This is a genomic window from Neobacillus sp. DFD-2R, assembly GCF_057747865.1.
In genome coordinates, this window is the sequence record NZ_CM173228.1 from 4,687,575 (window position 1) to 4,709,759 (window position 22,185).

Below are 22,185 nucleotides of genomic sequence, written 5' to 3' on the forward strand. Positions count from 1 at the left end.
ATATTCTGTTAGTCTTCCATTCTGTATTTTTTTACACCAATTTCATAGAGATCATTGCCTTCACAATCAACAGCAACAATACACGGATAATTTTCCACTTCCATCCTGCGAATGGCCTCCGGGCCTAAGTCCGGGAATGCAACGATCTCAACTTTTTTAATTGTATCGGCAATTAATGCTGCTGCTCCGCCAATTGCGGCAAAATAAACAGCTCCATGTTTTTTCATTGATTCGATAACTTCCTTGCTGCGCGGGCCTTTCCCAATCATGCCGCGAAGCCCCTGTTCCATCATTGCAGGCGAATAAGCATCCATTCGGCCGCTTGTGGTTGGTCCGCAAGAACCGATCGCTTTTCCCGGTTTAGCCGGAGTCGGTCCAGCATAGTAAATGATTTGGTCCTTTACTTCTACCGGCAAAGGCCTATTATCGTTTAATGCTTCTACCATATTTTTATGGGCTGCATCCCTCGCTGAATAAATGACTCCAGTAATGCTAACCTGGTCACCGGCTTTTAGATCTTTAACTTGTTCATAGGTCAGTGGTGTAGTAAGTGTTTTGATTGTTGTCATTTCATTCGCCCCTTTATAACGTTGCCTCTGTATGTCTTGCTGCATGGCAATTTAATGTCACACAGACAGGCATCATGGCGATATGGGTAGGATAGGTTTCGATATGGACAGCAAGCGCTGTTACTTTTCCCCCAAAGCCTTGCGGGCCGATTCCTAATTTATTAATCCGTTCAAGCAGTTCTTTTTCTACCTCCGCATAAGCCGGGTTTGGGTTTGGTACTCCTGCTTTCCTTGCTAATGCTTTTTTTGCAAGCAGGGTGCACTTATCCATCGTCCCGCCGATTCCTACACCTACTATTACCGGAGGGCAAGGGTTACCGCCTGCCTGTGTAATCGAATTAACAATGAAATCTTTTACCCCCTCAATACCTTCAGCGGGTTTACACATTTTTACAGTTCCCATATTTTCACTGCCTGCACCTTTTGGTAAAACTTGTATGTTAAGTTTATCGCCAGGAACTATTTCCATATGAATAACGGCAGGAGTGTTATCACCTGTATTTCTTCTATCTAAGACGGGATCCGAAACTACTGATTTTCTTAAGTAGCCTTCTTCATACCCTTGGCGTACGCCCTCGTTGATTGCCTCCGTTAAATCACCGTCCGTAATCCGCAGTTCCTGACCAATTTCTACAAAAATCACCGTCATCCCGGTATCCTGGCAAATCGGGGCATATTCAGCCCTTGCCAGTTTCACATTTTTCAAGATTTTCTCCAAGCTATAAATTCCAAATTGGGATTCTTCCTGTTCCAATCCTGCTGCAATAAGGTTTTCTACATCCTCCGGTAAATCACAAGCAGCCTTTATACTAAGATTTTTAACTGTCTCAGTAATTAATTTCGCAGAAACTTCACGCATTATTTAACTCCTCCAATAGATAGCAATTTTCTGCTATCTTCTTCCGCTACGATCGTTAGTTGAATCCCGCCGCATTTTGAACAAACTAGAAAAGGAATGACTAAATCATATCCATCATCATGACCATGAAATAGCTCCACCCGATGTTCTGTTTTTAAAGCAGCATAGCAACAGTTGGATTTCATAAACTGCCCCCCATATCAACTTATTGGATTAATTTTTACCAAAGCCCTAGTAATTTCCACCACAGGCCTCCGATGCCTATCCACACGACAATATGAATGATCGAAATAAGGAAACCTAATGACCACCATTTGTTTTGAGTAACATAACCGCTGCCAAAGAAAACCGGTGCCGGTCCACAGCCGTAATGTGTCATACATCCGAATAAATTACTAAAGAAAGCAAGTATTAATGCCGCCACTAAAGGCGGTGCTCCTGCTGCAATAATGACTGTCAGGAACGCTGCATACATGGCACTGACATGGGCTGTATTACTTGCGAAGAAATAATGGGAATAGAAGTATACGATTGATAGAATGACCAGTGCCCAAACCCATGGCATTCCACTTACAGCGCCTTTCATAGTACTGCTAAACCATGGAATCATACCCAGTTGATTCAAGAACGTAGCCATCATGACTAAAACCGAAAACCAGATTAATGTATCCCAGGCTCCTTCTTCTTTCTTAATATCTGACCATGATAAAACTTGTGTTAGCAGAAGCATTCCTAACCCAATAAAAGCAGTAGTTGTGGCATTTACGTTTAAGCTTGTTCCAAAAATCCATAACGATAAAATTAGAAGGAATACACCAATCATGTACCATTCTTCTTTTTTAAGAGGTCCCATTTCTTTCAACTTTTGAGCTGCCATTTCAGTAGCAGCAGGTGTTTCCTTTATCTCAGGCGGGTACAATTTATAAATAACATAAGGAATCAAAATTAAACTTATTAGTCCTGGTACGATTGCAGCTGTTGCCCACCCCATCCAAGAAATCGATTTTCCTGTTAGGTCCTTTGTAATTTGGGCGGCTAATGGGTTGGCAGCCATAGCCGTTAAAAACATAGCAGATGTGATCATGTCTCCCTGAAAAGAAACTTTTGTTAAAAATGCTCCAATTTTTCTTTCGGTTCCATCCCCTACACGTGATCCGTATGATTCTGAAAGGGAACGGATAATAGGAAGAAGGATTCCACCCGCTCTAGCCGTATTTGATGGCATTGCAGGTGATAATATAAGGTCACTGGCAATAAGGGAATAGGATAAACCAAGGGTTTTTTTACCGAATTTCTTTACAAATACATAGGCTACACGTGAACCCAGTCCCGTTTTAATAAATCCTCTTGAAATAAAAAATGCAATGACAATCAGCCAGATTGTTGAGTTTTGAAAACCGCTCAAGGACTGTTCGATTGTCAGCGTTTGAGTAATTACTGTAGCTGTTAACGATAAAATTGCTACACTGCCCATTGGCAGTGGTTTGCTTATTAAACCAATAATGGTTGCCACAAAAATGGCAAATAAATGCCATGCCTGGGGTTTCAAACCTATCGGCGGTCCGATCATCCAGATTGCAATTCCTACAGCAAGTGTAATCAATAAAGGAATTAGTTTTACCTCACTCGTTTTCTTTGGATTATTAACCATTGGATTGGTCGGATTTTGTCTTAGCTTTTTAGCTGGAACAGACATTTTTTCACTCCCTTTAATTTTTTTAGTAAAGTTCACAAAACGTACACATTTGTGAAACATTTCACATACTATTGTTTTAAAATAGCCGCTAATTTAATTAGAAGCTTTAAAACAACTCATTCCATTTTTAAACGACCTTTGCAGATAAAAATAATTTTTAACCCCCCCATTAATTGGATTTAATTACAACAATAAAATCATATTTACTCTACAATCAAATCTTACTGAAATGGCTGAGCAGTTAATAGTTAATGAAAATTTATAAAGAGTTTTGTAATTAAGGAAAGTAAGAAAAAGCGTAAAAAAAAGAGGATTGAGATCGCTCTCTACCCTCTTGATTGTTATTCTATGGACTATTAATATAGTTATTTATTAACGTGTAATCTATATTATTAATGCGATGCATATAAACAGGCCGTCCTATAGCTCCATATACGACCTCTGTTTCCAAAATATTTATTTCCGTTAAAAAAAACAGGTATTTCCGCATTGAAACTCTCGATATACCTACAAGCTGAGCTAGTTCATCTGTTGAAAAAAAATCATTCTGCTTTTCAATAATTTTTTCCCAAACCTTTACTAAGGTACTTTTCGTTAACCCTTTAGGAAGCTCAAAACCTGACACGATTTGCTGGTCTTTATGATGGAGAATATTATCCAGGTCGTTTTGATTCAGCTTTTCCTGATTATTGATTAAGGTTTGTTCCTCTTGATAAGAGGTAAGGGCAGCTTTAAATCGGCCAAATTCAAATGGTTTTATCAAATAATCTACAGCGCCGAACCTTAATCCGTTTTTTATACTTTGTTTATCACATGCCGCTGTTATGATGATGACATCAATCCCTTTTCCTAAACCTCTTATTTTTGACAGCAAACTCCAGCCATTTTCACCGGGCATATAAATATCTAATAGTATAAGATCAATCTCCTCATTTTCGATGATCGGAAGAGCTTCATCGAACGAGGAAGCAATTCCTACCAATTCATATCCGTTTATTTTTTCAAGATATCTTCGGTTAAATTCTGCAACCATTGGATCATCTTCAACTATGAACGTCTTAATCATGGTTCTCCACTCCTACTACTCATCTGAAATAATAACATTAAACCTGGTCCCGCTTCCTTCATTTGAAAATATTTTAATCGTGCCGTTTAATTTTTTTACACTCTGTTCTACAAGATATAAACCGAATCCCCTATCTTCTCCTTTAGTAGAGAATCCCTTCTTAAACGCACTGTTTATGATGGATTGGCTCATTCCTTTTCCTGTATCCGAAACAGTAATAGATAACTTATCATGGCAGAAAGGGATAATTTCAACTTCAATAGCTTTTTCCTTACATCCCTTAACCGCATCCAAGGAATTATCAATTAAATTACCTAATATCGTAACAATATCCTGAACAACATCCTGATTTTTTGATTTAGGGAGATAACATTCATCAGAAAAAGAAAGACTTGCTCCATTTTCCCGGGCAAAGCTAACTTTACCTAAGATAAAACCGGCTACAACCGGGTCCTTAAAACGCGCTGTAATAAATCCGACTTCTGTTTGAAATTTGTACGAAATCCCCTTTACAAAATCCAATAATTCATCATAGACTTCCATTTGAACCATGCCGAGAATAACATGCAGTTTATTCATAAATTCATGAGTCTGGGCCCTTAATGCCTCTGCATATGACCTGACACCGGTAAGTTGTTCCGCCATCTGTTTAATTTCTGTTTTATCTCTGAATGTGGCTACTGCACCAACGATTTCTTGGTTCACCCAGATTGGAACAATATTTGCTACAATATTGAGACCATTGAGGAAATATTCTTGATCAACCGCTTTAGAGCCTGTTTTCATAACTTCAGAGATATGAAATTTAGGAATAAGATCTTCCACTTTTCTACCAATCGGATTATGAGTGATCCCTATTTTATTAAATAATCTGGCAGCTTCCTGATTCGTCAGAGTAATTTTAGAGTCACTATCAACGGCTAAAACACCTTCCCGGGCATGTTCCAGCATGGCACTTCTTTGTTCCAATAAATTCGCAATCTCATCAGGTTCCATCCCAAACATGATTTTTTTTACCTTTTTCGCTAAAAGGATTGCTCCAATTAAACCTATTATTATTCCAAATAGAAGACTGATATAAATAATGGATGTACTTTGTTCAACTTTTCGATCCACCTCGTTGAGCAAAACGCCGACTAAAATGGCTCCAATCTGTTTACCGTCATTATCATAGACTGGCGTAAAATACCTTAAAGACATTCCAAGAGTTCCTTTGGCTATAGAGGTATACTCGTGTCCCTTGAAAACCATGCCGGCATCTCCTCCGGCATATTTTTCGCCAATTTTATCTGCATTTGGATGGGATTTTCTAATTCCATGCATGTCTAAAACGACAATGAAATCAACATTCGTTACTTTTCGCATTTTTTCAGCATATTGTTGGATAACCCTTTGATTGGCTTCGTCATTTTTACTAAGGCCATTAATAAATACCGGAGAAATAGCGGCGGCCTCGGAAACATCTCTTGCTTTTTCTCTTATGTGATCAATTGTCATTTGTTCTACATTGTGTTTAATAAAGTAATTAGTAACTAATAAACAAACTATGCTGACTCCACAGACCAACAATATTATTGTCGTTTGCAAACGAAGTTTGATTTTGGTTTTTGCCATTCGTCCCTCTCCAATCACAGATTAAAACATTATTAACCTATTTCTCACTTCTTTATATTGTAATGCTGAATAAGGACAGAAACTGTTTCAATATTGTGAAGGAAAGTTTAAAGTAAAAAACCAAAAAAATATAAATAGCAGAAACCTATTTGATTTCTGCTTTTCATACAATCTCAAATTCAAAAGTCCTATTAATGTTTCTGACTAACGTTTCGGAAAGAAGCGATGATGAGCAGTATAACAGGAAGGATAATCTGAAAAGGCCAATGTAAATATAATGGAACTACTAGCTCTCCCTCTTTAATATGTTCCGAATAATCGGAAGCTATTGTAATGGAAGCAAATAAGATGATAAACCCAATTGGAAAACCAAGCTTCCGATGGTTTTTTATTTTGAAAATATCAGCGGTTCCCATCAATGAAACATAATAATAGAGAGAGATTTTAAAAAATCCACCAATCATTAAATAAAGCATAAATAGTACATCCAGGCGCTCGATAAAATAGTGCATTTGGATTTTGCCTATCGTGCTAAACAGAGGAAAAACGGATCGACTAAAAAGAGGCTCTCCTAAAACAGCAATATTCACCACAGTAGTAATAATGATATTTATCCCGCTTAATAGCATCCCGCCGATACAGATTTTTTTCGCTTTTTTTTGATCGTTTAAATACGGAAGCAGCATCGTAAACACAATCATCTCCCCAAACGGGAAATTAAGTGTTTGACTTATTGTCATTGTTAGCACAGGCCTCAACCCATTTTCGAGAATAGGTTTAAGATTTTCTAAATGGATTAACCCCGAGAACATTATCAACAGAATACCTAATATGGCCATGATATAAATAACAGCAAAATAAAATTCGCCCACTCTGGCAATTACTTCAATCCCCTTATGAATCCCATATAATATTGTAAGTATCATCAATGTATTAATTACATATAATGGTGTATTTGTATAAATCGTTGTTACCAATAGCTCTCCGAAATCACGCAATACCCTTGATGCCTGATAAAGAAAATAGACAGTATATAGCAATCCAAGCAAGGTCCCGATCCATTTTCCTGTAATTTTTTGAACATAACTTGTAAGGGGAATTTCAGGGTATAATTTAAACAGATGGTAGTATACAAGAAAGAGCAGTAGTCCGCCCACTAAACCGAGCAAAATTGCAATCCAAGCGTCCTGTTTCGCTCCCAATCCAATACCAAAAAGAATCGCACTGCCCATTTCAAACAATACGATCAGGACAAATAGCTGGGTTGCATTTATCTTGGCCTCTTCCATATACTAGATGTCCTCCTTCTGTCCGGTAAGGTATTCGTATTAGTCCAAAGATATTAAGTAAGAATTTCTAACACTCTTCCACAGTTGCAATGTAAGGTAAATTTCTGTACATTTGCGCGTAGTCAATGCCATAGCCCACAATAAATTCATCAGGAATTACAAATCCGACGTAATCAACAGGCAATTCTACTCTCCTTCTTTCAGGCTTATCTAAAAGCGTGCAGATTTTAATTTGTTTCGGTTTATGAGTTTTCAAATGGTCCCGCAAAAAATTTAATGTAAGTCCGCTGTCGATAATATCCTCAACCACTACTACATTCTGATTCGTAATATTTGCATCCAGATCCTTCAAAAGTCTTACTTTTCCCGTCGTTTCGGTATCATTACCGTAGCTGGATACAGAAATGAAATCGACTTTTATATCTCCCTTGATCTCACGAATCAGATCGGCGGCAAATACAAATGATCCTTTAAGAACAATAATCAAAATGATTGTTTCATTGTTAAAATCATTTTCAATTTCCTCAGCTATTTTCTTCACTCTTTGTTTAATATCCGTTTCTGTAATCATCACATTTTTAATTTTGTATGCCACGATTCATACCTTCCTTCTATTATCTTTAGAAACTTAATTCCTGCGGCGATGTTAGGTAAGTATCCACTAAAAAAGGAGGTTCTCTTCCTCCCTTAAAAACCATAATTTTTCTATTTATAATTTTCGCCAATTTCTTGATGCTATATGCAATAAAAAGCAGTGTTAATCATTGATTTCACATCTTCTTTTATAATTCAATCAGGAATGAAAACCGAATTGATTTAGCTGATTTCTTATTCCCTTAAAAATATCTAAGGGCATTACTCAATAATGTGATAATGTTTTTGCTTCCTCTTCACCGGCCCTGGCATGCAAATAACTCGCCGAAATGAGGGCATTTAAAGGTTTGGCTCCCTGAGCAAGATAAAATCCTTAGTTTGACAACACATGAAGTACTGTTGAGATATTTACAACAGAAAAAAAGTAACCCTTCCTTACTTTTTTGTCGTGAGTAAGGTAATAGGTTACTCTTTTTCTAGCATTCATTTTATCAAATTCTATTTCAATTTTATTATTTTACAATTAGATTTATGATTAATACGCCTGTTAATCCGACAAGAGATGCAATCGTAACCATAACAGACCATGTTTTAATCGTTTTACCGATTGAAAGGTTAAAGAATTCTTTGTAAATCCAGAAGCCTGCATCATTTACATGGGAGAATGTCATACTTCCAGCCCCAGTGGCTAAAACCATAAGTTCCGGACTTACATGGGTTACCGCAACAAGTGGAGCTGAAATACCTGCTGCAGTCATACCAGCTACAGTGGCAGAACCTAATACTACCCTTAAAATTGCAGCAATTAACCAAGCTAGAATTAACGGAGAAATCGTTGATCCTTCCATCAAATGAGCAACGTATTTATCCACATGGCTGTCAATCAGCACTTGTTTAAACGCACCGCCGCCGCCGATGATTAATAAAATCATCGCAATACTGCTTACAGATTCTGTAATGGAATTCATTAATTCCGGCATTTTTTTACCGCGGTTAAGACCAAAGGTAAAAATGGCAACGATTACAGAGATTAATAGGGCAACGCCAGGATTACCTAAAAATTGAGCTGCCGGAATAAGCGAAGATTTAGGCATAACAATTTCTACAATAGCTTGAAATGCAATAAGTATAACTGGAATAAGGGCAGTAAAAACACTAATACCAAAGCCAGGCATTTCTTCTTCTTTAAAATGTTTAGGGTTAAATAGCCCTTTTGGAATCTCTACTTCTAAATCTTCCTTTTTGAACAATTTTGTATATAAAGGACCACTAATAATGACTGCAGGAATGGCTATGATAATTCCGTATAATAAGGTCTTACCCAAATTGGCGTGATAGATTCCTGCAACTGCTGTTGGTCCCGGGTGTGGAGGAACAAAGCCATGCATTGTGATAAGAGCAGCAATAACCGGCATTCCAATATAGAGAATAGGTACACTTGCTTCAGCTGCAATTGTAAATACTAATGGAATTAGTACTACGACTCCTGTTTCAAAGAATAAAGCGATTCCAACAATAAACGCGGTAAGAACAGCAGCAAGCTGAACTCTCTTTTTCCCAAATGCAATGATCAAAGTGGTAGCAATTCTCTGGGCCCCCCCGGAATCAGCCATTAATTTCCCCAGCATACCCCCAAAGCCAATAACCAAGGCGAGATTTCCAAGCGTTCCGCCCAAACCCGTTGTAACAGATGTCATCGCTTGAATGGGTGACATTCCCTCCATAATACCTACTAGCAATCCAACAATAATTAACGAAATGAAAGCGTTTAACTTAAAGACCACCATTAATAATAGTAATAGTGCAACCCCTATACAGATAAATACTATTGGCATTTTCTCCCTCTTTCCTTTTGTTTTTTCGGGAATGCCAATTCACTTTCTAATTTGGCATTCCCATAAGAATTCTTTCCAAACGATACAACTTACCATTTATTGCTTGCTTAAAATTTCAGCAACCTCTTTTAAATCACTTTTCGTGCCGACGTTTCCCGGAAAGATTACATAAGCCATACCCGGATACTTACTTTCATCGCCTATTCTCCATACAGGGATGCCCGGCCTAATTTGTCCGGCTACCGTAGCTCGTTTTACCTTCAGGCCTTTTGTACCGACATCACTGGAGGTTATACCGCCTTTTGCGATGAGAAAGTTTGGTCTAACTTGTAATCTCGTGACAATACTTGTAACAGCTTCAGAAATGGCTACCGATAATTTTAATTCTTGTTCTTTTTTACCTTCCCCAAGGTCGAGGCGTTCTCTTCTTGTATAAACAGCAACGGTTTTACCGGAGCGAATCAGGGATTCAGTCGTTTCAATTACTCGATCACATTCCTTTTGGAATTGATCCGGCTGTAAAACTAAATGACTATTAAACTCAATAAATTCAATTTCACTTAATTTTTTTAACTCTTTTAGCTGTTCAGTAGTCTTTTTAACATGGGAACCGATAATAATTAATCCGCCATTGCCTGTTTCTTCTCCAACCAATTCTTCTCTGGTAAGCAAAGCTTTATTACTAACTCCTCCGATGACTTTTGGAAGAGCAGCCGCACTTCTAAATAGGAAGTTCTTTCCGGCATTAATGGCTTGTACGAGTGCAATCGTGAATATTTTTACATCCACTTCATCGACTGCATTCACAGCCACTTTGTTAAAATCATTAATCCGGGCCAGCTGATCGGCTATTTTGCGTATTTCCAATGAACGCAATTGTTCAAGAGAAATATATAATGTATTTTCTGCTAAATACTCTCCATTCGACTTTTCTTCAATCCATTCACCTAAATCCGATTTTAAATAGCCAAATGTGCGGTCTTTTGCAAATTCTGTTTCGCCTGCGGGTACAAGCTCCTGACCGTACTGTACATAATGAATATTATTAATGGTTAGACGCCCTCCCTCCTTGAAAAATGGGAGTATCACTTCTCCGTCCATCTTCATCTCAGAAGCTGATTCAATTCTTTCCTTTAAAACATTTGTTTCCAATGGATAATGTCCTCTAAGAGTTGAATCTCCACGACTGATAATCATAAATTCTTGATTTAATTTAGAAGATACTGATAAAATATTAGCCGCAATTTCCCGATGTGTTTTTTCAGTTTCCTCAGCTGTAAACCCTCTGGAATTCGTTAAGATAAAAAACATGGACTGTTTTTCATTAAATCCTTTTTCAATACTTTCCACAGACCAATCAGTAAAAACGGAAATACCATGTACGGTTTGTACACCTGTAGGGTCATCATCCAGAACGATAATTTTTTTATTTAAACTGTTTAGTGCTTCCTCCAACAATACATCTACAGCCTGACGGTCGACCTCTGGAAGGGTTTCTAGGAATTCTATGGATAATCTCATATTCTCGCTCATCTTTTAAGCCCTCTTTACTTCAACATTTGCTAGTTTTTCATAATATCTGACAATGCTTCCATGATCATCTTTTATTTTTCCATCTACCTTTAACGCATGGAAAATTTCTAACAATTGGCTGGAAAGCGGTAATGGAACACCAATTTCATGGGCTGTTTCCATTACATTCGTAATGTCTTTAAGATTGATGGCCATGCTGCCGCCGGCAACAAAATTTCTGTCAAGAATCATTGGCACCTTCGCATCCAGGACTGCACTTCCAGCAAGTCCTCCCCTGATTGCTTGGTACATCTTTTCAATATCAATGCCTGTTTTTGCCGCTAATACAAGTGCTTCAGACATGGCAGCTATGTTAAGGTTTACAATTATTTGATTGGCTAGTTTTGCTGTAACCCCGCAGCCATTATCGCCAACTAAGATAACGTCTTTTCCCATACCATAAAACACCGATTTAACGCTTTCAAAAACATTCTCTTTACCACCAACCATTATTGACAAGGTACCGTCAATGGCTTTAGGTTCCCCGCCGCTAACAGGCGCATCCAGTATTCCTACACCTTTTTTAGCTGCTTCTGCTGCAAGTTCCCGTGAAACCTCAGGGGTAATCGAACTCATATCAATGATGACAGAACCTTCTCTTGCCCCTTCCAAGATTCCATTTTCACCTAAAACTACTTCTTTCACATGTTTAGAAGCAGGTAACATGGTAATTATGACATCATTTTTTTCCGCCAGTTCTTTAGGAGATGTTGCAGCGACTGCTCCAGCCTCTACTAAACGATTCACTGCCTCTTGATTAAGATCGAAAACAGTAAGTGAATGTCCTGCCTTAATCAGGTTTAACGACATTGGTTTTCCCATTATTCCAAGGCCAATAAATCCAACATTGCGTTCCATCTTTATTCCTCCTCGATGTCTTGATACATTTTTTCCTTATAATTAAGCGATTTACCATTTTTTGAATCGTTTCAAATTATCTGCAATCGCTTTCAAGTAATGATTACAATTGTCATTGTACACGAACATTTGATTTCTGTATACATTTTCAATTATTTTGTATACAAAAAAGATAAACTAATACTGTCTTCTATATTTTTTTGTTATAAAATTTGGTAAGATAAAATTAGCTTATGGAAGGATATTGAGGTGAAAATTGTGTTTGGAATTGATCGTTCTCAACCTGCTTACCATCAATCCTATGAAATCATCCGTGACAGGATTTTAAATGGAGAAATTCCCGGTGGTACAAAAATTGTAGAAGAAAAAATAGCAAGTGAATTAGGTGTTAGCAGAACACCTATAAGGGAATCGATTCGAAAATTAGAACATGAAGGGCTTATCGTTAATAAAAGGGTTGTGAAGCCAACAGAAAAAGACTTACGAAATATGTTTCAAGTTCGTATCTTATTAGAAGGGTATTCAGCTCAATGTGCAGCATCCTACTTAAAAGAAAATGAACTCCATTCTTTATTTGAATGTGTTGAGATAGGAAAGACAGGGACTATCGAAGAAATTATGAACGCCAATCAGCGTTTTCATGAAATTATTGTCAATGCCAGTAATAATCCCGTCATGATTGATATTATCGACCGTATGCAGTCGATTATTTACCTTTTCCGACGGACAGTTGTTTTTTATAACCGTCCATTTTTAATCGACGAACACGAACATATCTATAAGGCAATTAAAACAAGAGATGGTCAAAAAGCTGAATTACTGATGAAAAACCATCTACAGGCTGATTTAGACTTTTGTTTGCATCTAATAGGTAACTAGGCGTTTGCTTTAAATAAATCCAACATAAGGATACATCTTCCTAATCATTGGAGGATGTGTTTTTTATTTGGGCAACATTTAATAAAAATTTTTTCGAAATAATTACTTCTATGAAAAAAACACCTGCAAAATGCAGATGCTCTTATAGCTAAATAAAAATTCCCAATAATTACTTTATACCTTTTTAACAAATTCAGATTTTAATTTCATTGCTCCAAAACCATCAATTTTACAATCAATATCATGATCCCCATCAACTAAACGTATATTTTTTACTTTTGTACCTACTTTTAAGACGGATGAACTTCCTTTTACTTTAAGGTCTTTAATTACTGTTACAGTATCACCATCGTTTAAGACATTTCCATTAGCATCTTTGAAAATCCTTTGGTCTTCACTATTTTCGGTTTCTATTTCCAAAGTCCATTCATGAGCACACTCCGGGCAAACAAAAAGACTTCCATCTTCATAGGTATATTCAGATTTACAAATTGGGCAATTTGGCATATTAGTCATAATTGTATTTCCTCCATTCTCCTCTTTCAATAAAATACATCATAACATTTTTGGACAATCCATTCACTATCATCCTTTTATATTCATAAATTATTATTAACTACTTTGAAAAAGGGAAACCATTGGTATCCCAAGAGTATATTTGAGGATATTGAATTTTTGTTAACGATTGTCGGAGTTTTAAATTAAAATCCTAAATAAATTTAGGAGTGGTAATTGGTATGGATCATCCAATTTTATCTGAAACTGATTTAACGTCCATAAATTTTTGGATTTCAAACTTGGAGCATCAAAAAATTAAAGATAATGAATCAAAGTTGAAAGTGGTAAACCAAGCAGAAAATGCCTTAAATTTCTCCTATAAATTAATTGGAAGCGGCAGGTCTCGAATTGTATTTGACCTTGAAAATGGGTTTGTTTTAAAAATTGCAATTTCTTACGTAGGGATAATAGCCAATGAAAGTGAATACAACCATTATTCACACTGTCCTGATAATTTACGAAGATACCTTTGCCCTGTAGAAGCCTTTGGACACGGTTGGATTATTATAAAAAAAATGGAATCCACGCACCCGAATAATGGAAAATATGATAAAGAATTACTTAAAATGGAAAAGAAATTTATTAAATACGGGATAATCCCTGATGATATTAGGAATGAAAATGGTCATCCAAAGCTAAAGAATCTAGCGGTATCCGAAGAAGGCGAAATCATCATCATCGATTACGGAAGTTTTAAGCATGGCAAGCCAAATAAGAAGAAAAAGAAGAATAAGAAGAAGAACCCTAGTTCAAAGAATTCGAAACGTATAAAGCAAAGTACACCTTAACAATATCAAAGAGCCCTATCTAAGCGAAAAGGCTCTTAACTCACTGCTACATCTATTTTTTATCTTTCATTACAAGTAGTGAACAGCACTCCACATGTGCAGAGTGTATGTTGCAACACAAGGGTGCTGGTGGGTTTATTACATTCTTAAGACCTTTTTCTTTCAGAAAACAGACTTTATCAAAACAAAAGTTGCCGGCTGCAAAGGAACTTGAAACTGAATAAAATAAGTACACATGAGTTGATGTGATTCATTTTTTCTCTAACTTTTTGAGAGTTACATCATTTCACTGTCCCCGTCCCATCAACATTCTTTTCCAAAGTTATCAAGCAATGCACGCACTTCATCTGTTGATTTCGTGTTCATCAATTGATTTCTTAATTCACCAGCTCCACGGAATCCTTTGACATAAATTTTGAAAAAGCGATGAAGCCCTGTGATTGAACGTGGCAGAGCTTCCGCATATTGATCTTGAAGATCAAGCTGCAGTCTTAAAAGATCTAAGTATTCTTTACTGCTATGCTCTTTTGGCTCTTTTTCAAAAGCAAAAGGATTTTTAAAAATACCTCGCCCGATCATAACGCCATCAATACCATATTGTTCAGCAAGCTGCAGCCCAGTTTGACGGTCAGGAATGTCTCCATTGATTGTTAGCAGCGTATTGGGTGCGATACGGTCACGTAATTTTTTGATTTCCGGAATTAGCTCCCAATGCGCATCTACTTGGCTCATTTCCTTTCTTGTACGTAAATGAATAGAAAGGTTCGCAATATCCTGTTTTAAAATATGCGTTAGCCACCCCTCCCACTCATTTACATCCTTATAGCCAAGTCGTGTTTTCACGCTGACAGGCAGTCCGCCCGCTTTTGCTGCTTGAATAAGTTCTGCCGCAACGTCTGGACGCAGAATAAGGCCACTGCCCTTCCCTCTCGATGCCACATTCGGTACAGGGCAGCCCATATTAATATCGATGCCTTTAAATCCTAGCTCTGCCATGCCAATACTCATTTGACGGAAATATTCGGGATTATCCCCCCAAATATGTGCCACCATTGGCTGTTCATCTTCTGTAAATATCAAACGGCCACGCACACTTTTCATGCCCTCTGGATGACAATAGCTATCCGAGTTTGTAAACTCTGTGAAAAATACATCCGGTCGACCGGCTTCACTTATTACGTGACGAAAAACAACATCTGTCACATCTTCCATTGGTGCCAGTATAAAAAAAGGTCGTGGTAAATCACGCCAAAAATTATCTATCATTTCAAACTCAAATCCTTTCACTATGGGATACCAGGCCAACCCCTTATCCCAAAATTAAAAAGCAAGATGTCCCTGCTTCCTTTACACTTATACCATGCTTCATCACTTTTTATCAAACTGATCGGAAATGTTCATTTTCACGAAATCGGGGTTTGCTAAAATCCACCCCATCAACCAGCATTCCACTGTTTGAATTAAAATAAGTTTTGCTAAAAAAGACTGAAAAAAAAATTGTCAGAACACTGGATTGACAAGGGTTTAACAGGAAAAAGACCCCGAAATCGCAAAAGTATTTTTTAACGAAATCAGGGTCGGACTGGCAAATGGTTATGTTAACTAGCAAAAGCATTTTTTAATTAGACATCTTCAATTCCAAATCCGTCACGACTTCTACATGTGCGGTCTGTGGAAACATATCCACCGGCTGGATATACTTTACCTCATATTTAGCACTCAAGGTTTGAATGTCCTTTGCTAATGTGGACGGATTGCATGAAACATAAATGAGTTTTTTTGGTTTTACTTGTAAAATGGTTTGGATCAGCTGGCTGTCGAGCCCTGTTCTTGGTGGATCTACGACGACAATATCCGGATGCCATCCTTTTTTAACCCATTTTGGAAGTACTTCTTCCGCTTTTCCAGGTACGTATTTTGTATTGGTGAAACCGTGGCGCTTTGCATTTTTCTTGGCATCCTCAATCGACTCTGGGATAATATCCATTCCACGAATTTCCGCTGCTTGATTAGCTAGCCATAAACCAATCGTACCAACACCGCAATACGCATCAACCAATTTTTCTTTCCCGGTCAAAGCTGCTGCTTTCTTTACTTCATTATAAAGATTTACGGTTTGAATAGGATTCAGTTGAAAGAAGGTTCTAGCTGATAATTCAAACTGAAGGTCACCCAGTGTTTCTTGGATAAATTCACTTCCGGCCAATGCTGTTGTTTCATCTCCAAAAATGAGCGATGTTTTCTGTCCATTAATATTTTGTACAATCGATTTGATGGTTGGCAGTTTTTTTTGAATTTTTTCAATTATCAAATCTCTTTTCGGCAGCTCTTTTTGTGATGTAATCAAGACAACCTGCAACTCACCTGTTTGTACACCAACCCTTGTTACAATTGTTCGGACAATCCCTTTTCTTGATTTTTCATTGTAGATTGGGATTTTTAGTTCTTCTAAAATCTTTTTGATTTCAGATGTTGCTTCATTTGTTTGTGAATGCTGAACAGCACATTGGTCAATGTCAATCAATTGATGAGAGTTTAGACCGTATAATCCAGCCAGAACCTTCCCGTCTTTTTGACCGACCTGGAAACTGCTTTTATTGCGGTATCCCCAAGGGTCTTGCATGCCAATCGTTTCGCGGATATCGAGCTTGTCGATGGCTAGCCTCGTATGGCGTTCAAGCGATTGAATGACAATATCCCGTTTTTCTTTTAATTGTTGGTCATATTGCAAATGCTGGAGCTGACAGCCTCCGCATACATCATAAACGGGACAAAGCGGCTGTACACGATGAGGAGATTTGATGCGTACCTTTTTGATTTTCGCTTCGGCAAATTTAGGATTGATCTTTGTTGCCTCAACAACAACTTCTTCACCGGGAAGAGCACCGGGTACGAAAACTACCTGCTTTTTAAAATAACCGACACCCTCACCATTAATCCCCAGCCTTTTAATGGTTAATGGAAATGTCTGGTTTAATTGAATTTTACTATTTTGTTCTGTTTTCATTTCGTTCACTCCAAATTGCTCAACGCTTTTCCATTAGGGTGCGTTTCCTGCATAATCCCTGTATTATAGCATGTTTCAGAACATAAAACCGAATTTCAACAGAAATTCGGTTCGATCGTTGTTATCTATTTTGTGGGAATTCGTCAAGACTTTTAAATTTGTAACCCTTCTTTTTCAAATCCCGGATCACTCTTTCCAGGGCATCGGCGTTATCTTTTGAGATAGTGTGTAAGAGTATTACGGATCCAGGGTGGATTTGCTTCATAATGCTTTCGTAAGCAAATTGTGGTCCTCGTTGATGATTGACATTCCAATCGACATACGCAAGTGACCAGAATACATGGGTATATCCGGCTTCCTTAGCAATTTTTAATGTTCTTTCACTAAAAACGCCTCTTGGCGGTCGAAGATACTTCATTTCTTTTTGACCGGTTAATTCTTTTGTTTTGACACGGACTTTTTCAAGCTCTTCCCTTATTCTTGCGTCACTTATGGCGGTCATATCAGGATGATGCCAGGAGTGGTTTCCTATTATATGTCCTTCTTCCACCATTCGTTTGGATAGTTCAGGCGCCGAAAGCAAGTAGTGACCCGTCACAAAAAAAGTGGCAGGAACTTTTTCTTTTTTTAAAACATCAAGAATCTTTGAAGTGTATCCATTTTCATAACCATTATCGAAGGTAAGGTATAATGTCTTTGTTCTTGTATCATTTTTATAAAAGGCTCCATATTTTGCAATCAACTGGTCCAACTGTGCGCCTGCTTCTGCAGGCTGTTCATTGGAACCCCTTTTAAATCCCCAATTGAAGGCTTGATTTGATACTGCACCATATGTAACATGAGGCACCATTAAAAGCAGCAGACAAAAGGTGCATAGGAATTTTTTCATCCATGTTCCTCCTATTTTGTTTTTTTTAGTGTTTGTTTTTTGGAGGGAAAACATGATTAGAAGAAATAGGAAATGATTGCGGCTGGTGGTAGACTCGGCCTTTGTTAGTTCCAGTATGGGGAAAATTTAATTTTGATAACAGGTATGATGCAGTTCTAGTAGAGGGGATCTGAAGAAACTTGCATAATTCGGAATTTTTAATGGAGGTTTTGATTAGAAGAAAATAGTCATTAATAGCTTTTAGATGTACATCCTCTGAATCAAATTGACACTCTGGACAATGCCACTTTTTCCATTTAAATAAAAAGGACAAATTTCACCCATTCCATCAATTTTAAAAAAGGATAGACGCTACAGCGCCTACCCCCTAAATCTTATTTAAATACCGGTTCCTTAAACTGTGCCAATTTTTCCAATGAAGATTTATCCACATCAGCATGCAGACTGTTTCCGTGTGAATCCATTGTTACAACAGCTGTGAAGCCTTCAACGCGAAGATGCCACATTGCCTCAGGAATACCGAACTGCATAAGGTCAACGCCTTCAACTGATTTGATACAATCTGCGTAGTACTGAGCCGCTCCGCCGATCGCATTCAAATATACGCCGCCATGCTCTTTAAGTGCTGCTAAGGTTTTCGGCCCCATACCGCCTTTACCAATAACGGCACGGATACCAAATTTCTTCATGATATCACCTTGGTAAGGCTCCTCACGAATGCTTGTAGTTGGGCCTGCTGCTTTTACATGCCATTCGCCGGCATCGTCTTTTAACATAACCGGACCACAGTGGTATATTACTTGGCCGTCAAGATCAATTGGGGCATCATGATCGCTTAAATATTTGTGAATCGCGTCGCGGCCCGTATACATCATGCCGTTAATTTGAACGACATCACCGACTTTTAATTCACGGATTTGCTCTTCGGTAATTGGTGCCTGAAGAGAAATCACGCCTTCGGAAATGGAAGCTGCTGTTTCTTTTTCAGCATCTGTTTGCGCAAAATCAATGAATTCTCCCTCTTGGTACATCCACTCATTGATTTCTCCCGTCACAGGGTCCACGCTTACACCCAAGCGGCGGAAAGCCCAGCAATTGTAAGCAACAGAAACATAGAAGCTAGCCGGGATACGATTCATAACACCGATTTTACAGCCTAATAATGTTGCTTCCCCGCCAAAGCCCATCGTACCAATACCAAGTTTATTGGCATTTTCCAACACGTACTCTTCCAATCGGCGTAGGTCCTCATTTGGATTGACATCATCAACGGCACGGAATAATTGTTCCTTTGCTAAATCATAGCCTGAGGATCGGTCACCGCCAATACCAACACCAATAAAACCGGCACTGCAGCCTTGTCCTTGAGCCTGGTAAACCGAATGCATAATACATTTGCGGATACCATCAAGGTCTCGACCTGCACGTCCTAAACCGTCCAGCTCACATGGTAAGCTATATTGAATGTTTTTATTTTCACAGCCGCCGCCCTTTAAAATAAGGCGGACATCAATATAATCTTTTTCCCATTGATCAAATTTGATAACTGGAAGCCCTGCTCCAAGGTTATCTCCGCTGTTTTCTCCAGTTAAGGAATCCACAGAGTTTGGGCGTAACTTTCCTTCTTTAGTAGCAAGAACAATCGCATTTTTAATTGCTTCTTTAATTTCCAACTGGTTAACACCAACCGGCGTTTTAATTTTAAATGTTGGCAAGCCGGTATCTTGGCAAATCGGCGATACTTGATCGTCTGCCATTTTAATATTGTTTGTGATGGTGGCAAGACTCATTGCCGCACTAGTGCCGGCATTTTCCCTTTCTTTTGCCGCCTTAACGGCACGACGAACATCCTTTGGAAGTTTCGTAGAGGTTTCAACTACAAGCTTGTACATACTTTCTTGAAATTTAACGATATTCAATTCGAGTACCCCTTTCCCCTTGTACCATGAGAATCATTTAAATTTTATAACGATTTGACTGTTCTATTATACTCCTATATGCATTGAAATTAAAGGATTTGATTGCAACCGATTACATGGTAGTATGAGGTAAAATTCCATAAAGTGACAATAAAAATGAGCCTGCTTTAAACAGACTCATTGACTTCTTCACGGTTATTAAATTCCCTGCATTTTGATTCCATATCATCAAGCATGGATAGTAAACGGTCAATATCTTCTAAATCTGTATCCTCAGGGTCGATGGCATCGAGCACGTCAAGGAACATGTTTAATCGGTGCTTTAAGAAATCCACTTGTGAATTCTTGTCATGTGTCGGGCTACCCAAAATTGTTTCTCTCCTTTCATTTACCTTTTTCATCCTATCGAAATATTTGGTCTTTGGCAATATTTTGCCCAAATTATTTATTAATAAAAGACTCCAACAACTGGAGTCTTTTCGCCCAAACTTATCTTGGCCTTTCTGATGCAGCGAAGCCAAATGATACATAATCCTGGACCGGAATCCAGGCTCCAATACCCTGTGAGGTGACATTTTTAATAACGATGAACTTTCTATTCCCTTTTAACATTAAATAAACTTCACCATACGTAACCTTACCTTTTTCATTCACACCGGGTGCATAGGCATATAAGTAACCTAATCGATTAGGAGGAATGTTGTAAATATGGTCATTTTTCGTTCCGCCGCCAATTACCGTTTCAAACGCGAGCGGAAGATGTGTTTTTTCCATCGCTTTTAATAGCATCATCTTTTTAACTTCTTCGGCGTTTGCGATTTTTGCAGTGAGACCGCCTCTGACAATTTTTTGTGTTTCCTGGACATAGTGAATTCGGTATGGCACCTTGCCGCCGCGATTATCAAAATAATTGGTATTGATCTTTTGATATTCCCAATTTGGTGAGGTTTCAGATGACTCGTAATTCAAGGGCCACTGCCCAAGGTATACAATGGCACGGTATCCGATTGCAAATGGAGTGCTGCTAATGCTGGTCTCATTCAGCATGCGAATCAAATCAGGATTTTGAATCTTAACTCTAGAAGAATTAATTAATTTTTTTGTTAAATCACTAGGCTGTAATAAGGGCAAATCCTGTGTCGAATTCGGGTAGGTATTCTCCTTCGTGATATTCCGCACGGAGGGAGGTACTTGATATTTCACCGCTTCTTTTTTCACCGGTGCTTTTGCAGCAAAAGCGGACGGTAAAAAAGAAAGCATTAATAGCAGCGTCATAAGAATAGAGACAAATTTTTTCACAGTAATAATGAACTCCTTTCACAAATGGCATTTAAGTCTATCCATAGTTTTTTCGGAGTTCCTCAATATTATCCATTTACGCCTGTAGCTTTTGCATTATTTTTTCAAAATAAGGAAAGAAAAGCTGGATGAATGGCCCTACAGCAAAAGTGATGATGATCGTCCCAACTCCAATGGGTCCCTTTAAAAGAATGGCCGGGATTAGAGCTACAATTTCACCAATGGTTTTGGCAACCATTAAATTAACAGAAAGACGTTTTTTAATTGCCATCATAAAGTTATCAATTGGATTCAATGGAAATTTTGCCTGCAAATAAATCGAGGCTCCAAAACCGATAATGGCTAACCCGAGTATTAAAGCACCTAATCTGACAATGAATTGTCCTCCTTGCCAAATATCAAAAACATGATTCATCCAAAAATCAATCATAGAACCAATTACGACAAATGTAATGACAGAAAGCAGTTCCGGCCATCTTTTTAATAAAATTGCATTTACAATGATTAACACACCGCCTGCAATCATTACCCATGTCCCGATAGTTAAACCAAACCGGTTAGTAAGTGCCACATTAAGAGCATCCCAAGCTCCGGCACCAAGATCAGCCTTAATTGTTAAACAAACCCCAAAAGTCATGATAAATAAGCCAATAATGAAAAATAAAAAACGATACAAAAATGCCATTTGCAGCCCCTTTTTAATTAGTAATAAAAAAGTAATAATCAGAACATTTACAAAATTGAAATATTAATTTATAATAAACTTAACCTTTCAAAAAAGGAGGGCAGTAATCAATCTGCTAACCATTTATTATTTAAGGAGGTTGGGATTCTCGTCTTATTATGATATTCAACACTCGTGTTTTTCTAGTTCATCACTAAACATGAAGGTTG

The 22,185-nt window shown here is 37.9% G+C and carries 21 protein-coding genes; 2 read left to right on the plus strand and 19 right to left on the minus strand.

The features are described from left to right. Positions 1-8 precede the first annotated feature (8 nt). From AC3ANV_RS23450 to garR, 11 genes are all read right to left on the minus strand, one after another. Positions 9-569: a Fe-S-containing hydro-lyase gene (locus AC3ANV_RS23450; RefSeq protein ID WP_488311034.1), complete on the minus strand. Its 561-nt coding sequence runs from the start codon at positions 567-569 to the stop codon at positions 9-11. A gap of 13 nt (positions 570-582) precedes the next feature. Next, positions 583-1,428 (minus strand): fumarate hydratase, encoded by an 846-nt coding sequence (locus AC3ANV_RS23455; RefSeq protein WP_488311035.1) that lies wholly within the window; start codon positions 1,426-1,428, stop codon positions 583-585. Next, complete coding sequence (locus AC3ANV_RS23460) at positions 1,428-1,613, minus strand: hypothetical protein (protein WP_488311036.1); 186 nt, start codon at positions 1,611-1,613, stop codon at positions 1,428-1,430. Before AC3ANV_RS23460 ends, AC3ANV_RS23455 begins: the two co-directional genes overlap by 1 nt. Before the next feature lie 35 nt (positions 1,614-1,648). Then, positions 1,649-3,079 (minus strand): anion permease, encoded by a 1,431-nt coding sequence (locus tag AC3ANV_RS23465; RefSeq protein ID WP_488314315.1) that lies wholly within the window; start codon positions 3,077-3,079, stop codon positions 1,649-1,651. 391 nt (positions 3,080-3,470) lie between these two features. Further along, a complete protein-coding gene (locus tag AC3ANV_RS23470; RefSeq protein WP_488311037.1) occupies positions 3,471-4,190 on the minus strand; it encodes a response regulator in 720 nt (239 codons plus the stop codon). 15 nt (positions 4,191-4,205) lie between these two features. Next, positions 4,206-5,804 carry a DcuS/MalK family sensor histidine kinase gene (gene dcuS / locus AC3ANV_RS23475; protein WP_488311038.1) on the minus strand — a complete coding sequence of 533 codons (1,599 nt, stop codon included), beginning with the start codon at positions 5,802-5,804 and terminating at the stop codon, positions 4,206-4,208. 191 nt (positions 5,805-5,995) lie between these two features. Next, positions 5,996-7,093, minus strand: a complete 1,098-nt coding sequence (locus AC3ANV_RS23480) for a GerAB/ArcD/ProY family transporter (RefSeq protein ID WP_488311039.1) — start codon at positions 7,091-7,093, stop codon at positions 5,996-5,998. 67 nt (positions 7,094-7,160) lie between these two features. Next, entirely contained in the window at positions 7,161-7,664 is a 504-nt protein-coding gene (gene hpt / locus AC3ANV_RS23485) for a hypoxanthine phosphoribosyltransferase (protein ID WP_488314316.1), read from the minus strand. Positions 7,665-8,199: 535 nt separating this feature from the next. Further along, on the minus strand, positions 8,200-9,522 hold the full coding sequence (locus AC3ANV_RS23490; RefSeq protein ID WP_488311040.1) for a gluconate:H+ symporter: 1,323 nt from the start codon (positions 9,520-9,522) through the stop codon (positions 8,200-8,202). 96 nt (positions 9,523-9,618) lie between these two features. Beyond that, positions 9,619-11,043, minus strand: a complete 1,425-nt coding sequence (locus AC3ANV_RS23495) for a four-carbon acid sugar kinase family protein (RefSeq protein ID WP_488314317.1) — start codon at positions 11,041-11,043, stop codon at positions 9,619-9,621. A 15-nt stretch (positions 11,044-11,058) separates the two neighbouring features. Beyond that, entirely contained in the window at positions 11,059-11,952 is an 894-nt protein-coding gene (gene garR / locus AC3ANV_RS23500; RefSeq protein ID WP_488311041.1) for a 2-hydroxy-3-oxopropionate reductase, read from the minus strand. A 249-nt stretch (positions 11,953-12,201) separates the two neighbouring features. Between garR and AC3ANV_RS23505 the strand changes: the two genes are divergently transcribed. After that, positions 12,202-12,831: a GntR family transcriptional regulator gene (locus tag AC3ANV_RS23505; RefSeq protein WP_488311042.1), complete on the plus strand. Its 630-nt coding sequence runs from the start codon at positions 12,202-12,204 to the stop codon at positions 12,829-12,831. A gap of 174 nt (positions 12,832-13,005) precedes the next feature. Here AC3ANV_RS23505 and AC3ANV_RS23510 read toward each other — a convergent pair whose 3' ends face one another. Continuing rightward, complete coding sequence (locus AC3ANV_RS23510; protein ID WP_488311043.1) at positions 13,006-13,347, minus strand: zinc ribbon domain-containing protein YjdM; 342 nt, start codon at positions 13,345-13,347, stop codon at positions 13,006-13,008. A 221-nt stretch (positions 13,348-13,568) separates the two neighbouring features. Here AC3ANV_RS23510 and AC3ANV_RS23515 point away from each other — a divergent pair, with 221 nt between their 5' ends. Continuing rightward, positions 13,569-14,177: a hypothetical protein gene (locus tag AC3ANV_RS23515; RefSeq protein ID WP_488311044.1), complete on the plus strand. Its 609-nt coding sequence runs from the start codon at positions 13,569-13,571 to the stop codon at positions 14,175-14,177. 303 nt (positions 14,178-14,480) lie between these two features. Here AC3ANV_RS23515 and AC3ANV_RS23520 read toward each other — a convergent pair whose 3' ends face one another. From AC3ANV_RS23520 to AC3ANV_RS23550, 7 genes are all read right to left on the minus strand, one after another. Continuing rightward, positions 14,481-15,443, minus strand: coding sequence for a tRNA dihydrouridine synthase (locus AC3ANV_RS23520; RefSeq protein ID WP_488311045.1), 963 nt, complete (start codon positions 15,441-15,443; stop codon positions 14,481-14,483). A 352-nt stretch (positions 15,444-15,795) separates the two neighbouring features. Beyond that, entirely contained in the window at positions 15,796-17,184 is a 1,389-nt protein-coding gene (rlmD, locus tag AC3ANV_RS23525; protein ID WP_488311046.1) for a 23S rRNA (uracil(1939)-C(5))-methyltransferase RlmD, read from the minus strand. A 121-nt stretch (positions 17,185-17,305) separates the two neighbouring features. Next, complete coding sequence (gene pdaA, locus AC3ANV_RS23530) at positions 17,306-18,034, minus strand: delta-lactam-biosynthetic de-N-acetylase (protein WP_488314318.1); 729 nt, start codon at positions 18,032-18,034, stop codon at positions 17,306-17,308. 413 nt (positions 18,035-18,447) lie between these two features. Further along, on the minus strand, positions 18,448-19,992 hold the full coding sequence (locus AC3ANV_RS23535) for a fumarate hydratase (RefSeq protein ID WP_488311047.1): 1,545 nt from the start codon (positions 19,990-19,992) through the stop codon (positions 18,448-18,450). 167 nt (positions 19,993-20,159) lie between these two features. Continuing rightward, the gene (locus AC3ANV_RS23540) at positions 20,160-20,360 is read right to left on the minus strand and encodes an SE1561 family protein (protein WP_488311048.1); all 201 of its coding nucleotides are present in this window, start codon (positions 20,358-20,360) and stop codon (positions 20,160-20,162) included. Positions 20,361-20,481: 121 nt separating this feature from the next. Continuing rightward, positions 20,482-21,291 (minus strand): YfkD family protein, encoded by an 810-nt coding sequence (locus tag AC3ANV_RS23545; protein WP_488311049.1) that lies wholly within the window; start codon positions 21,289-21,291, stop codon positions 20,482-20,484. Between the two features lie 76 nt (positions 21,292-21,367). Next, the gene (locus AC3ANV_RS23550) at positions 21,368-21,976 is read right to left on the minus strand and encodes a YczE/YyaS/YitT family protein (protein ID WP_488311050.1); all 609 of its coding nucleotides are present in this window, start codon (positions 21,974-21,976) and stop codon (positions 21,368-21,370) included. Between the last annotated feature and the right edge of the window lie 209 nt (positions 21,977-22,185).

Excerpts from the sequence above, each read along its gene's own strand:
- AC3ANV_RS23450 (WP_488311034.1), bottom strand. The coding sequence starts at position 569 with ATGACAACAATCAAAACACTTACTACACCACTGACCTATGAACAAGTT.
- AC3ANV_RS23455 (WP_488311035.1), bottom strand. The coding sequence starts at position 1,428 with ATGCGTGAAGTTTCTGCGAAATTAATTACTGAGACAGTTAAAAATCTT.
- AC3ANV_RS23460 (WP_488311036.1), bottom strand. The coding sequence starts at position 1,613 with ATGAAATCCAACTGTTGCTATGCTGCTTTAAAAACAGAACATCGGGTG.
- AC3ANV_RS23465 (WP_488314315.1), bottom strand. The coding sequence starts at position 3,079 with ATGGTTAATAATCCAAAGAAAACGAGTGAGGTAAAACTAATTCCTTTA.
- AC3ANV_RS23470 (WP_488311037.1), bottom strand. The coding sequence starts at position 4,190 with ATGATTAAGACGTTCATAGTTGAAGATGATCCAATGGTTGCAGAATTT.
- dcuS (WP_488311038.1), bottom strand. The coding sequence starts at position 5,804 with ATGGCAAAAACCAAAATCAAACTTCGTTTGCAAACGACAATAATATTG.
- AC3ANV_RS23480 (WP_488311039.1), bottom strand. The coding sequence starts at position 7,093 with ATGGAAGAGGCCAAGATAAATGCAACCCAGCTATTTGTCCTGATCGTA.
- hpt (WP_488314316.1), bottom strand. The coding sequence starts at position 7,664 with ATGATTACAGAAACGGATATTAAACAAAGAGTGAAGAAAATAGCTGAG.
- AC3ANV_RS23490 (WP_488311040.1), bottom strand. The coding sequence starts at position 9,522 with ATGCCAATAGTATTTATCTGTATAGGGGTTGCACTATTACTATTATTA.
- AC3ANV_RS23495 (WP_488314317.1), bottom strand. The coding sequence starts at position 11,043 with ATGAGATTATCCATAGAATTCCTAGAAACCCTTCCAGAGGTCGACCGT.
- garR (WP_488311041.1), bottom strand. The coding sequence starts at position 11,952 with ATGGAACGCAATGTTGGATTTATTGGCCTTGGAATAATGGGAAAACCA.
- AC3ANV_RS23510 (WP_488311043.1), bottom strand. The coding sequence starts at position 13,347 with ATGACTAATATGCCAAATTGCCCAATTTGTAAATCTGAATATACCTAT.
- AC3ANV_RS23515 (WP_488311044.1), top strand. The coding sequence starts at position 13,569 with ATGGATCATCCAATTTTATCTGAAACTGATTTAACGTCCATAAATTTT.
- AC3ANV_RS23520 (WP_488311045.1), bottom strand. The coding sequence starts at position 15,443 with ATGATAGATAATTTTTGGCGTGATTTACCACGACCTTTTTTTATACTG.
- rlmD (WP_488311046.1), bottom strand. The coding sequence starts at position 17,184 with ATGAAAACAGAACAAAATAGTAAAATTCAATTAAACCAGACATTTCCA.
- pdaA (WP_488314318.1), bottom strand. The coding sequence starts at position 18,034 with ATGGTGCCTCATGTTACATATGGTGCAGTATCAAATCAAGCCTTCAAT.
- AC3ANV_RS23550 (WP_488311050.1), bottom strand. The coding sequence starts at position 21,976 with ATGGCATTTTTGTATCGTTTTTTATTTTTCATTATTGGCTTATTTATC.